The organism is Streptococcus mitis (assembly GCF_946190335.1).
Classification (GTDB): domain Bacteria; phylum Bacillota; class Bacilli; order Lactobacillales; family Streptococcaceae; genus Streptococcus; species Streptococcus mitis_CH.
Window position 1 is genome coordinate 127,728 of sequence record NZ_CAMHZN010000002.1, and the last position, 13,023, is coordinate 140,750.

Annotated in this window: 13 protein-coding genes; 7 read left to right on the forward strand and 6 right to left on the reverse strand. The window is 39.6% G+C overall.

The window, feature by feature from the left end:
- Positions 1–6: 6 nt before the first annotated feature.
- A complete protein-coding gene (locus tag N8O43_RS04250; RefSeq protein ID WP_045611880.1) occupies positions 7–426 on the forward strand; it encodes a F0F1 ATP synthase subunit epsilon in 420 nt (139 codons plus the stop codon).
- Positions 427–469: 43 nt separating this feature from the next.
- On the opposite strand, the gene N8O43_RS04255 is transcribed toward N8O43_RS04250, so the two are convergent.
- Complete coding sequence (locus N8O43_RS04255) at positions 470–1,483, reverse strand: lactonase family protein (RefSeq protein ID WP_045611878.1); 1,014 nt, start codon at positions 1,481–1,483, stop codon at positions 470–472.
- A 176-nt stretch (positions 1,484–1,659) separates the two neighbouring features.
- Here N8O43_RS04255 and N8O43_RS04260 point away from each other — a divergent pair, with 176 nt between their 5' ends.
- The 6 genes from N8O43_RS04260 to N8O43_RS04285 all read left to right on the forward strand — a co-directional run bounded on the left by N8O43_RS04260 (position 1,660) and on the right by N8O43_RS04285 (position 8,451).
- The gene (locus N8O43_RS04260) at positions 1,660–3,678 is read left to right on the forward strand and encodes a peptide ABC transporter substrate-binding protein (RefSeq protein ID WP_261008914.1); all 2,019 of its coding nucleotides are present in this window, start codon (positions 1,660–1,662) and stop codon (positions 3,676–3,678) included.
- Positions 3,679–3,795: 117 nt separating this feature from the next.
- Complete coding sequence (locus N8O43_RS04265; protein WP_261089538.1) at positions 3,796–4,962, forward strand: AI-2E family transporter; 1,167 nt, start codon at positions 3,796–3,798, stop codon at positions 4,960–4,962.
- Positions 4,952–6,181 carry a tetratricopeptide repeat protein gene (locus N8O43_RS04270; RefSeq protein WP_261089541.1) on the forward strand — a complete coding sequence of 410 codons (1,230 nt, stop codon included), beginning with the start codon at positions 4,952–4,954 and terminating at the stop codon, positions 6,179–6,181. Before N8O43_RS04265 ends, N8O43_RS04270 begins: the two co-directional genes overlap by 11 nt.
- A 140-nt stretch (positions 6,182–6,321) precedes the next feature.
- Positions 6,322–6,963, forward strand: coding sequence for an amino acid ABC transporter permease (locus N8O43_RS04275; protein ID WP_033687139.1), 642 nt, complete (start codon positions 6,322–6,324; stop codon positions 6,961–6,963).
- Positions 6,964–6,972: 9 nt separating this feature from the next.
- On the forward strand, positions 6,973–7,602 hold the full coding sequence (locus N8O43_RS04280) for an amino acid ABC transporter ATP-binding protein (protein ID WP_261089543.1): 630 nt from the start codon (positions 6,973–6,975) through the stop codon (positions 7,600–7,602).
- Positions 7,603–7,611: 9 nt separating this feature from the next.
- The gene (locus N8O43_RS04285) at positions 7,612–8,451 is read left to right on the forward strand and encodes an amino acid ABC transporter substrate-binding protein (protein ID WP_261089544.1); all 840 of its coding nucleotides are present in this window, start codon (positions 7,612–7,614) and stop codon (positions 8,449–8,451) included.
- A gap of 61 nt (positions 8,452–8,512) precedes the next feature.
- On the opposite strand, the gene lysS is transcribed toward N8O43_RS04285, so the two are convergent.
- From lysS to N8O43_RS04310, 5 genes are all read right to left on the reverse strand, one after another.
- On the reverse strand, positions 8,513–10,003 hold the full coding sequence (gene lysS / locus N8O43_RS04290; protein ID WP_261089545.1) for a lysine--tRNA ligase: 1,491 nt from the start codon (positions 10,001–10,003) through the stop codon (positions 8,513–8,515).
- A 137-nt stretch (positions 10,004–10,140) separates the two neighbouring features.
- Entirely contained in the window at positions 10,141–10,758 is a 618-nt protein-coding gene (locus tag N8O43_RS04295) for a histidine phosphatase family protein (RefSeq protein WP_084930167.1), read from the reverse strand.
- Positions 10,755–11,240, reverse strand: coding sequence for an aminoacyl-tRNA deacylase (locus tag N8O43_RS04300; RefSeq protein ID WP_084930168.1), 486 nt, complete (start codon positions 11,238–11,240; stop codon positions 10,755–10,757). The genes N8O43_RS04295 and N8O43_RS04300 overlap by 4 nt, the downstream gene beginning before the upstream one ends.
- Positions 11,240–12,082 carry a DUF368 domain-containing protein gene (locus N8O43_RS04305; RefSeq protein ID WP_261089546.1) on the reverse strand — a complete coding sequence of 281 codons (843 nt, stop codon included), beginning with the start codon at positions 12,080–12,082 and terminating at the stop codon, positions 11,240–11,242. The genes N8O43_RS04300 and N8O43_RS04305 overlap by 1 nt, the downstream gene beginning before the upstream one ends.
- Before the next feature lie 94 nt (positions 12,083–12,176).
- Positions 12,177–12,977, reverse strand: a complete 801-nt coding sequence (locus tag N8O43_RS04310; RefSeq protein WP_261089547.1) for a glycoside hydrolase family 25 protein — start codon at positions 12,975–12,977, stop codon at positions 12,177–12,179.
- Between the last annotated feature and the right edge of the window lie 46 nt (positions 12,978–13,023).

Genomic DNA, 13,023 nt, shown 5'->3' on the forward strand with positions numbered 1-13,023 from the left:
TGATCTATGGCTCAGTTAACTGTCCAGATCGTGACACCAGATGGTCTCGTCTATGATCACCATGCCAGCTATGTATCGGTTCGAACTCTGGATGGTGAGATGGGGATCTTGCCACGACATGAAAATATGATTGCGGTTTTAGCAGTTGATGAAGTAAAGGTAAAACGTATTGATGATGAAGATCACGTGAACTGGATTGCAGTAAACGGAGGCGTTATTGAAATTGCCAATAATACCATCACAATCGTTGCTGATTCTGCAGAACGTGCTCGTGATATCGACGTTAGTCGTGCAGAACGTGCCAAACTTCGAGCAGAGCGTGAAATTGAAGAAGCACAAGACAAACACTTGATTGACCAAGAACGTCGTGCTAAGATTGCTTTGCAACGTGCTATTAATCGTATCAATGTCGGAAAAAGACTATAAGAAAAAATGAACTTGAGTTACCAAGTTCATTTTTTATGTTTTCTTAAGGAGCAAAACTGATGCAGACCGCTTCTGGAACATGGAAGTCGTTGGAAAGTTCTGCTAGACGACCAGTTTCAGGATTGCGTTTAAAGACGGTTGCATTGTCAGAGTCTTGATGGATAGCAATGACAAATTCTTGGTCTGGTGTCAAATTAAAATCACGTGGAGTCTTACCATGCGTTGGAACGATTTCTAATAACTCTAAGCTACCGTCCGCAAGAATTGTATATACTACGATAGAATCATGACCACGGTTAGAAGCGTAGAGGTATTTACCATCTTTAGAGAGACGAATAGCAGCAGTTCCATTAAATCCTTCGTAACCGTCTGGTAGAGTTGAAATGACTTGCATGCGTTCAAATTCACCAACACCATCGTAGATTAGAACCTCGATAGTGCTATTGAGTTCACAAATGAGATAAGCGATTTTATAATGGTTATGAAAAATAATATGGCGTGAGCCTGCTCCTGGCTGGCTATGATAGGTATAGAGCTTAGATAATTTTCCTTCTGAATCAAGATCATAAGTAATTACTTGGTCAGTACCCAAGTCGCAGGTCACTAGATAGTGGTCAGGTGTTAAATCTGTATAGTGAACATGTGGAGAAGCTTGATTTTCATGTGGACCTTGGCCACTGTGTTGATCAACATCACTAAGTAGAAGACGACCATCTTCCTGACGTTTATAAACAAGGACCTGTCCCTTGTGGTAATTTGCCGCGTAAACCAAATCACGCTTTTCATCAACGGCAACATAACAGTGGGGGGCTCCCTCTTCAACGACGTGATTTAATAAGTTACCATTAGTTTGATAGGCTGCAATTCCCCCCTTATCGTCTTGACTACCAACAGTGTATAAATGTTGGTGCTGGTCAAAGGCAAGGTAGGTTGGACTTGGCTCAGTAGCAAAAAGTTCTAGATTTGAAAGCTGACCAGTTTCTGTATCGAAGTCTGCCTTGTAAATCCCTTGGGAAGTACGACGTGTATAAGTTCCAAAATAAACAGTTTCTTTCATAACTTTACCTCTATATAAAGATAAGACTATTATATCACAAAAATGCTACTATGAAGAAATCAAGATTAGCAAGAGCTTTACCTAATTCTTTTGATGATAATATTAGAAATGTTTTCATTGATTTACTTAATAAAAGTGCTATAATAATCTTATACAAATTGCAAAGGAGTTTGTTTATGAAAAAACGTGTTTTCTTAGCAGCAGGAGTTGCTGTACTCTCGGCAGCAGTGCTAGTAGCGTGTTCATCTGGTAATGGTAATAAAGAAGCAACTAAAGAAGCAACTAAACAAGCAACTAAACAAGCAACTAAACCAGTTACTTATGCCTATGTATTCTCATCAGATCCTGTTACTTTGGATTATACAGTTTCTGGTAATGTCGGCACTAAGCAGATTACAGGTAATGTTATTGATGGATTACTAGAAAATGATCAATATGGAAATTTAGTCCCATCAGTTGCAGAAGATTGGACTGTTTCCAAAGATGGTTTGACCTATACCTATAAAATCCGTCAGGGTGTCAAATGGTATACCAATGAGGGGGAAGAATATGGTGAAGTTAAGGCTCAGGACTTTGTAACTGGTCTGAAGCATGCAGCTGATAAGAAATCACAGGCTCTCTATTTGGTACAGGATTCTATCAAAGGATTGGATGACTATGTAAATGGGAAAACAACAGATTTCTCAACCGTAGGTGTGAAAGCAACAGATGATTATACTGTTGTTTATACTTTGAACCATCCAGAATCTTTCTGGAATTCAAAAACAACAATGGGAGTCCTTGCTCCCGTGAGTGGAGACTTTTTAGCTTCTAAAGGAGATGATTTTGGTAAGTCCACTGATGTTACGAGCATTCTCTACAACGGTCCTTATCTCCTCAAGGGTCTTACATCTAAGTCTTCTATCGAAATGACCAAAAACCAAAATTATTGGGATAAGCAAAATGTCTTTATTGATGATATCAAGTTATCATTCTTTGATGGTCAAGATGCAGACTCTCTAGGACGCGGTTTTGATGAGGGACATTATCCAGCTGCTCCACTCTTTAAAAACTCTGCCAACTATGAACGTCTAAAAGAAAAATACAAGGATAATATTGTATATGGTCAACAAAGAGGTGGCGTATTCTATATGTCTACTAATATTGATCGTGTGTCATACAATCATACTGCTAAAACAAGTGATGTAGAAAAATCCTCTACTAAGAAAGCACTTTTAAATAAAGATTTCCGTCAAGCATTGGCATTTGCTGCAGATCGTAAAGCAGCTGTTTCTCAGGTGTTTGGGGATGAAGTGGCGCCTCGTAAATTACGTACAAGTTTCACTCCTCCAACATTTGTACAAGTTGGAGACCAATCGTTTGGTCAAGTAACTAAGATAGAATTGGATAAATTGGATAATGTCTGGAAAGATGTCAGTCTTGATGATGCGCAAGATTCACTTCATAACGTAGACAAGGCTAAAGCTAAGTTTGAATCTGCTAAGAAAACTCTTCAAGCTGATGGAGTACAGTTCCCAATTCATTTAGATCTTCCAGTTTCATCGACTCAGACAGATTTTATCCATCAAGCTCAGTCTTATAAACAATCCATTGAAGAAGCCTTGGGCTCTGAAAATGTAGTTGTTGACATTCAACAGGTTTCTGATGATGAATTGGGAAATATGACTGTTCTAGCAACATCAAATAATAATGTTGATTGGGACATTAATGTTAATAGTGGTTGGAGTCCGGATTATGCAGATCCATCAACTTATCTAGATGTATTTGATCCAACTTCAGGTCCAAGTCTCCTCGGCTCTCTTGGTGTAGCACCAGGAACAGACAATCCAGCCATTAAAACAGTTGGATTGGATAAATACAAAGGATTGATTGATGATGCAAATAGTGAAAAAACAGATCTGCAAAAACGTTATTCTAAATATGCTAAGGCGCAAGCTTGGTTAACAGATAGTGCTCTAGTTATTCCTGTACACTCAGACGGTGCCCAAATGTTAGTAACGAAGAAAGTATTAGGTAGTGGTGCTGATGGTTGGATTGGTGACAAAACAGGAGATAACAGTTATAAATATCTTAAACTCCAAGATAAGATTGTCACTTCCAAAGAAATGGATGAGTTCCGCAAGAAATTTGCTGATGAAAAAGGCAAATCCAATGCTGATTATCAGAAGAACTTAGACCGTCATATTCAAGACTAATCGAATCTCCTCTTTTGAGGAGATTTTTTATGTCGCGGTCTCCATGTAAGCACTTTAAAAAAGAGTTATTTTGATTTAAAAATGGTATAATGAGAGAACAATAGAAAGGAAGTATTTATGGAGCAAAAAGAGAAACATTTTAGCTTATCTTGGTTTTTCAAGTGGTTTTTAGATAACAAGGCAATTACGGTATTTTTGGTAACCTTATTAATGGGACTGAATCTTTTTATTTTAAGTAAGATTAGTTTTCTATTTTCACCTGTTTTAGACTTTTTGGCAGTCGTGATGTTGCCAGTCATTTTATCTGGTTTACTATACTATTTATTGAATCCTATTGTTGATTGGATGGAGAAACATAAAATCAATCGTGTCATAGCGATTAGTATTGTCTTTGTCATCATCGCTCTCTTTATCATTTGGGGCTTGGCAGTAGCCATTCCAAATCTGCAACGTCAGGTTTTAAGTTTTGCAAGGAATGTTCCAGTCTACCTTGAAGATGCTGATCGAGTTATTGATGATTTGGTAACTAAACGTTTACCAGATGATTTCAGGCCTCAGTTAGAACAAGTTTTGACAAACTTCTCAAGTCAGGCTACAGTTTGGGCAAGTAAGGTTTCATCTCAAGCAGTCAACTGGGTGAGCGCCTTTATTAGCGGGGCTTCTCAAGTGATTGTTGCCTTGATTATCGTTCCTTTCATGCTCTTTTATCTCTTGCGTGATGGGAAAGACCTACGTCACTATTTGACCCAATTCATGCCAACGAAATTGAAAGAACCTGTTGGACAAGTTTTATCAGATGTGAATCAGCAGTTGTCTAATTATGTTAGAGGACAAGTAACAGTGGCTATTATTGTTGCGGTAATGTTTATGATTTTCTTCAAGATTATTGGTCTACGCTATGCGGTTACGCTGGGTGTTACTGCTGGTATCTTAAATCTGGTTCCTTATTTGGGTAGCTTCTTAGCCATGCTTCCTGCTCTAGTATTGGGGTTGATTGCTGGACCAGTCATGCTTTTGAAAGTAGTGATTGTCTTTATCGTAGAACAAACTATTGAAGGTCGTTTTGTCTCTCCATTGATTTTGGGAAGTCAATTAAACATCCATCCCATTAATGTTCTCTTTGTTTTGTTAACTTCAGGATCCATGTTTGGTATCTGGGGAGTCTTGCTCGGTATTCCAGTTTATGCCTCTGCTAAGGTTGTCATTTCAGCGATTTTCGAATGGTATAAAGTAGTCAGTGGCCTATATGAACTAGAGGGAGAGGAAGTCAAGAGTGAACAATAGTCAACAGATGTTACAGGCTTTGGAAGAGCAAGATTTAACCAAGGCTGAGAACTATTTCGTCAAAGCTTTAGAAAATGATCCAAGTGACCTTTTGTATGAGTTAGCCACCTATCTTGAAGGGATTGGTTTTTATCCTCAGGCCAAGGAAATTTACCTGAAAATTGTAGAGGATTTTCCAGAGGTTCATCTTAATCTAGCAGCAATCGCTAGCGAGGATGGTCAAATTGAAGAAGCCTTTGCCTATCTTGAGGAAATCAAATCTGACAGTGACTGGTATGTGTCGGCTTTGGCTCTGAAAGCGGACCTTTACCAGATGGAAGGTTTGACAGATGTGGCGCGTGAGAAACTGCTGGAGGCTTTGACCTACTCAGAGGATCCTCTCTTGATATTGGGATTGGCAGAGTTGGATAGTGAGTTGGAAAATTACCAAGAAGCTATTCAAGGCTATGCCCAGTTAGATAATCGGTCGATTTATGAGCGAACAGGCATTTCTACCTATCAACGGATTGGCTTTGCCTATGCTCAGTTAGGGAAATTTGAAACGGCTACAGAGTTTTTAGAAAAAGCCCTGGAGTTAGAATACGATGACCTAACAGCTTTTGAGTTGGCCAGTCTTTACTTTGATCAAGAAGAATACCAAAAAGCTGTCCTCTACTTTAAGCAGCTTGATACCATTTCACCTGATTTTGAAGGATATGAGTATGGTTACAGTCAGGCCTTACATAAGGAACATCAAGTTCAAGAAGCCCTGCGTATCGCTAAGCAAGGCTTAGAGAAAAATCCCTTTGAAACTCGCCTCTTGCTAGCTGCTTCACAATTCTCTTATGAACTGCATGATGCCAGTAGTGCAGAAAACTACCTCCTTACTGCTAAAGAAGATGCTGAGGATACGGAAGAAATCTTACTCCGTCTAGCAACTATTTATCTGGAGCAGGAGCGTTATGAGGATATTCTAGACTTGCAAAGTGAGGAGCCAGAAAATCTTTTGACCAAGTGGATGATTGCTCGTTCCTATCAAGAGATGGACGATTTGGATACTGCCTATGAGCATTACCAAGAGTTGGCAGGAGATTTGAAAGACAATCCAGAATTTCTAGAACACTATATCTATCTCTTGCGTGAACTGGGCTACTTTGAGGAAGCAAAAGTCAATGCGCAAGCTTACTTAAAACTGGTTCCAGATGATGTGCAAATGCAAGAACTATTTGAGAGATTGTAAGAATATATTTTTAAAAACTGTATCTAATCATTTTTGATAGATATAGTTTTTCTTTTTCAAAGAGAATTTTTTTACAAAAATTCTTGGTTATTTTGTTTATTTATGCTATAATAGGAACAATTATTTTTAGGAGGTGCAGTATGTCTTATTTGTTTGAGATATTACCAAGTTTATTGAGCGGTGCAAGCATGACTTTGCAGGTTTTTGCACTGGTCTTGATTTTTTCTATTCCCTTGGGCGTTTTGATTGCCTTTGCCTTGCAAGTCCATTGGAAGCCCCTCCATCATCTGATTAACATTTATATCTGGATTATGCGGGGTACACCCTTGCTCTTGCAATTAATCTTTATCTATTATGTGCTGCCAAGTATTGGGATTCGTTTGGACCGTCTTCCTGCGGCTATCATTGCCTTTGTGTTGAATTATGCGGCTTACTTTGCTGAAATCTTTCGTGGGGGAATTGATACCATTCCTAAAGGTCAATATGAGGCTGCTAAGGTCTTGAAGTTCAGTCCTTTTGCCACAGTACGCTATATTATTTTGCCTCAGGTGACCAAGATTGTTCTTCCTAGTGTCTTTAATGAAGTCATGAGTTTAGTCAAAGATACTTCTCTGGTCTACGCTCTAGGAATTTCAGACCTTATCTTGGCTAGTCGTACAGCTGCAAACCGTGATGCTAGTCTGGTTCCAATGTTTTTGGCAGGAGCCATTTACTTGATTTTGATTGGTATTGTGACCATTCTTGCCAAAAAAGTTGAGAAGAAGTACAGTTACTATAGATAGGAGGCTGCCATGTTAGAATTACGAAATATCAATAAAGGCTTTGGTGAAAAGCAAATTTTATCTAATTTCAGTCTAAACATTCCTGAAAAGCAAATCCTGGCTATCGTAGGACCTTCTGGTGGAGGTAAGACAACCCTCTTGCGCATGCTTGCAGGTCTGGAAACTATTGATTCAGGGCAAATCTTTTATAATGGAGAACCTTTAGAATTGGATGAATTGGAGAAACGAAATCTACTGGGATTTGTATTCCAAGATTTTCAACTGTTTCCTCATTTATCCGTTCTAGACAATTTGACCTTATCTCCTGTAAAAACCATGGGAATGAAGCAGGATGAGGCTGAGCAGAAGGCGCGAGGGCTTTTGGAACAGTTAGGACTGGCTAGCCATGCAGAAGCCTATCCCTTCTCACTATCTGGTGGTCAAAAGCAGCGGGTGGCCTTTGCGCGTGCTATGATGATTGACCCCGAAATCATTGGCTACGATGAACCAACTTCTGCACTGGATCCAGAATTGCGCTTGGAAGTGGAAAAACTGATCTTGCAAAATAGGGAACTTGGCATGACGCAGATTGTGGTTACCCACGATTTACAATTCGCTGAAAATATCGCAGATCAGATTCTCAAGGTTGAGCCCAAGTAGGAGGTGCCGATGACTAATAAGAAAATTGCTTTAGTGTTGGTTTCGCTCCTGACTCTCTTTTTAACGGCTTGTACTCAGAAGGCTAGTAATCCCAAGCAAGATAACTGGAATAAGTATCAAGAGCAGGGGAGTATAACCATTGGTTTTGACAATACCTTTGTACCCATGGGTTTTGAAGAAAAGAATGGACAGTATACAGGCTTTGATATTGACTTAGCACAAGCTGTCTCTGAAAAATTAGGTTTTAAGGTTCAATTTCAGCCAATCGACTGGGATATGAAGGAAACGGAACTGCAAAATGGAACCATAGACTCCATTTGGAATGGCTATTCTGCCACTGATGAACGCCGAGAGAAAGTTGCCTTTAGCATTCCTTATATGGAAAATCAGCAAGTTCTGGTGACGAAAAAAAGTCAGCAGATCCATTCAGTAGAGGATATGAAGGATAAGACCTTGGGAGCCCAAGCCGGTTCCTCTGGTTATTTAGACTTTGAAGCTCAGCCAGATTTACTGAAAAATCGTGTCAAAGATCAGAAGGCTAATCAGTACCAGAGTTTTAATGAGGCCTTGATTGATTTGAAAAATGATCGGATTGATGCCTTGTTGATTGACCGAGTGTATGCTAATTACTACCTACAGTCTGAGGGGATATTAAATGACTACAATGTCTTTTCGGCTGGATTTGAAAGTGAATCCTTTGCAGTCGGAGTTAGACCAGCTGACAAAAGATTACTACAAGCTTTAAACCAAGCTTTTGTTCAACTTTACCAAGAAGGGAAGTTCCAAGAGATTAGCCATAAATGGTTTGGAGAAGATGTAGCAACCAAAGAAGTGAAAAGTAGAGATTGAGTTTTTACTCAGTCTCTTTTTGTATCGAAAAATCCTCTGGCAAGTACCAGAGGATAAGAGGTTATTTCATTGTTGGGAAGAGTAATACATCACGGATAGTAGTTGTATCAGTGAGTAGCATGCAGAGACGATCGATACCGATTCCCAAACCACCTGTTGGAGGCATACCGTATTCAAGGGCTTCAATGTAGTCGTAGTCGATGCCTGTCGCTTCATCGTCACCAAGTTCTTTAGCTTTAGCTTGGGCTTCAAAACGGCTAAGTTGGTCGATTGGATCGTTGAGCTCAGTAAAGGCATTACCGTACTCCTTAGTCATGATGAAGAGCTCGAAACGGTCAGTAAAGCGATCGTCTTCATGATTTTTCTTAGCAAGTGGAGATACAGCTACTGGATGTCCATAGACAAAGGTTGGTTGGATTAAAGTTTCTTCAACAAACTCTTCAAAGAAGGCATTGATAATGTGACCAACTTCAGTATAGTGTTTCTCAACTGGAACTTTCTTCTCAGCAGCGATAGCTTTGGCTTCCTCGAAAGTCATGTCTTGCCAGAAATCGACACCAGTAATTTCCTTGATAGCATCCACCATGTGAACACGCTTAAATGGTTCATTGATTTTGATTTCAGTGCCTTGGTAGTTGACTGGGCCATCGCCCTTAACTGACTTAGCAGCGTGTTGTATAATGCCTTCAGTTAAGTCCATGATGTCTTGGAAGTCAGCATAAGCTTGGTACACTTCGATAGAAGTAAATTCAGGGTTATGAGTGGCATCCATTCCCTCGTTACGGAAGATACGTCCGATTTCATAGACGCGTTCCATACCACCAACGATAAGGCGTTTCAAGTGAAGCTCAGTCGCGATACGAAGCACCATGTCAATGTTTTGGGCATTGTGGTGTGTGATAAATGGACGGGCAGCAGCACCACCGGCTTCATTATGAAGAACAGGTGTTTCCACTTCAAGGAAACCTTTTTGATCAAGGTAACGACGGATTTCAGAAATGATTTTTGAACGAGTGACAAAGCGCTCAAAGCTTTCACGGTTAGAAATCAAGTCAAGGTAACGTTTACGGTAAATTGTTTCAACATCTGTCAAACCATGGAATTTCTCTGGTAGAGGACGAAGAGCCTTAGACAAGTGTGTGATGTGAGTAGCCTTGATAGAGAGTTCTCCCATATCTGTACGCATCACTTCGCCTTCAACACCAAGGAAGTCACCAAGGTCTGCTTTTTTGAAGATTTCATAGTTTTCTTCACCGACAGCATCCTTACGAACGTAGATCTGGATTTGACCTTCGCGGTCTTGAAGGTGGGCAAAACCTACTTTACCTTTACCACGTTTGGTTACCAAGCGTCCTGCGATAGTAGCTGTTTCATTTTTATCATGTAATTGTTCTTTATCGAGGTCAGCAAATTTATCTTTTAATTCTTGTGAATTTGCAGTGCGTTCAAAGCGTTTTCCGAAAGGATCAATTCCTTGTTCACGAAGCGCAGCCATTTTTTCACGACGAACGATCTGCTGGTCATTTAGTTCTTCCATATGTTCTGTTGACATGGGATCCTCCTAGTTTTACTCAAAATTGAATACGATGAGTCATTTTTTGCGATACTCCCATTTTATCATAAATAAGCAAGAAATTCACGGATAATCTTTCAAAACTAAAAAGAACTTGACGCTAAAATCAAGTTCTGTTATTGATAGGAAGTATCATTCCAAGTATCGAGAGTAAATGTTTCAAAATCATGGGTTTCTAGAATTGTCAGGCTGGCATTTGCTAGACCGCCATCTTTACGAAGAAGTGGTTCTTTATATCCTAGAAGAGTACGAAGACTGGCAGTAAGATTGGCACCGTGACCGACAATTAGAATACGCTCAGCTGGACTATCTTTTAATGATTTGATAAATTGGATGGTCCGTTGCGTGGTGCTATAGAGGGATTCGGCTCCAAACATTTGAGTGTCAAATTGAGCAAGATTAGATCGGAAAGCTTTGATTTGTTGCGGGTAAATAGATTCCAAGGTTGCAATTTTCAAACCTTCCAACTTCCCCAGCTGCCATTCACGGAGATTAGGGACACTTTCTAAAGGACAGGGTGTCTTGAGTTGACTTTGGATAATATCAGCAGATTTGACCGCTCGAGGTAAATCACTTGAATAAATCTGATTAAAAGGAATTTCCTTGAGATACTGGCCAAGTCGTTTTAGGGTGTCAATGGATTCAGGAAGAAGGGGAGAATCTCCACTAGCACCTTGAAAGCGACCTTCCTGATTCCAGATGGTACGGCCGTGGCGGACAAAGTAGAGTTTCATTCTTGGCTGCCCTCCAAGATATCTGCAAAGTCAGCTTTTACAAAGCTAGCCAAGTCTTGTGGTGCGACGATAATGCTGTGACCAACTTCGCCTGCAGAGACAATCATTTGATCCAAGTCTAGAGCGATCTTATCGATAAAAATGGGATAATTGTGTTTCTGACGAATTCCGACGGGATTATTGGCTCCATGAATATAACCTGTTGTTTTTTCCAAGTCCTTTTGTGGAATCATGCTCACTTTTTTATTGCCAGAAATTTTAGCTAGTTTCTTTTCAGATAAGTGTTGAGTGATGGGAACAATTCCGATAATCGGTCCGGTCTTATCTCCTAAAAGAGCTAAGGTTTTGAAAATCTGATCTCGTTCATAAGCTTGAGGCAGTTCTCCTTCCAGGGCATTGATTTGAATCCCTTGATGTGAGATACCTGCTTTAGACAGGATTTGTTCCACCAATGTTTTTTTGATTTTAACTTTTTTTGCCATTATTTATACTTATCCTCCAATTGGCTCATCCAAATACCAAGCCAGATTCCCAAGGCAAAGAAGAAGGCGATGATGACATAACCAACAAGAGAAAGGCCTGTGTATTGGATGCTTTCAGCGTTTCCTGCATTTGGAATCAAGATCAAAAGGGTACTAGAAAGGACGATACCGATGATGAAATGATAGACGCGTGAGTGGTAGTTATTTAAGGCATAATCCATCAATTTTGAAAAAATGATGAGAGTTGCGCCTGCTCCGATTCCAATCGGGAAGAAGGTTCCCAAGAGGTCAAAGGTTTTAAAACCTGTTAGCATAGGAGCATAGAGGCCCAAAATCAAAAGTAGATTTGATGGACTAAGGCCAGGAACTAATATGCCAAGAGCCAGCAGTGCACCAGCTAGGACAAAATTAAGAAAGCTAGCACTTAGGGTTCCAACAACAAAATTTAAGGCATAGAGTCCTAATCCAGAAATGATAAAGGTTGCCCAGAACCAAGCTAGATCAATCTTGTCTCGATCAGATTCTCTAGTTGATTCTTTGAGGAGGCTAGGAACAGTACCGATAATGGCACCTGCAAAGCTCCATAAGACAAAGACCTGATAATTTTCAAGCAGGTATTCAATCGGGTAAGAAAATAAGCCGATTCCCAGAAGCATACCGATGGCAACTGGAATAAAGTACAAAACATTTTCTTTAAAGTCTTTAAAGGGATGGGCCAGAAAGCCAATCATCCGTTCATAAATTCCTAAGATTGCTGCTAGAACCCCTCCGGAAATTCCCGGTAGGATAAATCCAAGAGCAATCACAATCCCTTTAATAAGGCGTGCTAACCATGAGAGCATATGTTTCCTCCAACTATTTCTATTTCAAAAAATCCTTATTATATTGTATCACAATCAAACACAAAAAGAAAAAGCAAATGATAAACAAATGCTTTTAAGGTTTTAAAAAGAGTTTTCTAAAGGTTTCTTCTTTGTTTTTTAAGGAAGAGATGACGTTGATATCCAAATCATGATCAAAGCCAGCAATTTTTCCTTTAGAAGTGTACTGGTGGATGTCGTAATCTAAATCAGTTTTTGGAGTTGCCTCGTAAAAACCTGAGTCAGAGCCATAGGAAGGAATCCAAACAGACGTAAACTTGTCTGTATCAATACTGTGTTCTTCCATGAAGTAGACCCCAACGTAGATACCGATGTTTTTAGCACCTAGTGATTCTAGTTTTGCACGAAAGGCTTCAACACCTTCGTTCATATTGGACATGGTTTTATCTTCCACATCTAGCCAATAGTAGCTAGGGCTGTATGGCGATGAAGCGTTATAAAAAACTTCAGCGGCCTTTTCCATTTCTTGGACACTTTTTCCAGCTACAAAGGCATAGACACCAACTGGGACATTTCGTTTTTGAAATTCGGTGATATGGGTTTTAAAAGCCTTATCAACCCCATTAACATAGGAAGCATCGTTTTCTTTCGTAGACTGAGCTCCACTATGGACACGAACGATAACTCCAGAAATGTTTTGTGACAGAGTATCGTAATTAATTTCCTCAGGACGTTGCCAACCAGAAACATCAATTACCGGTTTATCTATATTATGTAGCGCTTGTGATTCTACTTGCGCGATATTTGACTTTGTTTTTACAGGATGGTCCTCAAAACGAGGGCGATTCAGGATTAAAATGAAAATCATAATCCCAAAAAAACCAAATAAAATAAGCGGATTAATTTTCTTTCTCATATCTCATAATTTTACCTTAAAAATGAAAAAAAATCAAAAAAAATAC

What these genes read in the sequence shown, in the direction of transcription:
- N8O43_RS04250 (WP_045611880.1), top strand. Translation starts at nt 7, where the DNA reads ATGGCTCAGTTAACTGTCCAGATCGTGACACCAGATGGTCTCGTCTAT.
- N8O43_RS04255 (WP_045611878.1), bottom strand. Translation starts at nt 1,483, where the DNA reads ATGAAAGAAACTGTTTATTTTGGAACTTATACACGTCGTACTTCCCAA.
- N8O43_RS04260 (WP_261008914.1), top strand. Translation starts at nt 1,660, where the DNA reads ATGAAAAAACGTGTTTTCTTAGCAGCAGGAGTTGCTGTACTCTCGGCA.
- N8O43_RS04265 (WP_261089538.1), top strand. Translation starts at nt 3,796, where the DNA reads ATGGAGCAAAAAGAGAAACATTTTAGCTTATCTTGGTTTTTCAAGTGG.
- N8O43_RS04275 (WP_033687139.1), top strand. Translation starts at nt 6,322, where the DNA reads ATGTCTTATTTGTTTGAGATATTACCAAGTTTATTGAGCGGTGCAAGC.
- N8O43_RS04280 (WP_261089543.1), top strand. Translation starts at nt 6,973, where the DNA reads ATGTTAGAATTACGAAATATCAATAAAGGCTTTGGTGAAAAGCAAATT.
- N8O43_RS04285 (WP_261089544.1), top strand. Translation starts at nt 7,612, where the DNA reads ATGACTAATAAGAAAATTGCTTTAGTGTTGGTTTCGCTCCTGACTCTC.
- lysS (WP_261089545.1), bottom strand. Translation starts at nt 10,003, where the DNA reads ATGTCAACAGAACATATGGAAGAACTAAATGACCAGCAGATCGTTCGT.
- N8O43_RS04295 (WP_084930167.1), bottom strand. Translation starts at nt 10,758, where the DNA reads ATGAAACTCTACTTTGTCCGCCACGGCCGTACCATCTGGAATCAGGAA.
- N8O43_RS04300 (WP_084930168.1), bottom strand. Translation starts at nt 11,240, where the DNA reads ATGGCAAAAAAAGTTAAAATCAAAAAAACATTGGTGGAACAAATCCTG.
- N8O43_RS04305 (WP_261089546.1), bottom strand. Translation starts at nt 12,082, where the DNA reads ATGCTCTCATGGTTAGCACGCCTTATTAAAGGGATTGTGATTGCTCTT.
- N8O43_RS04310 (WP_261089547.1), bottom strand. Translation starts at nt 12,977, where the DNA reads ATGAGAAAGAAAATTAATCCGCTTATTTTATTTGGTTTTTTTGGGATT.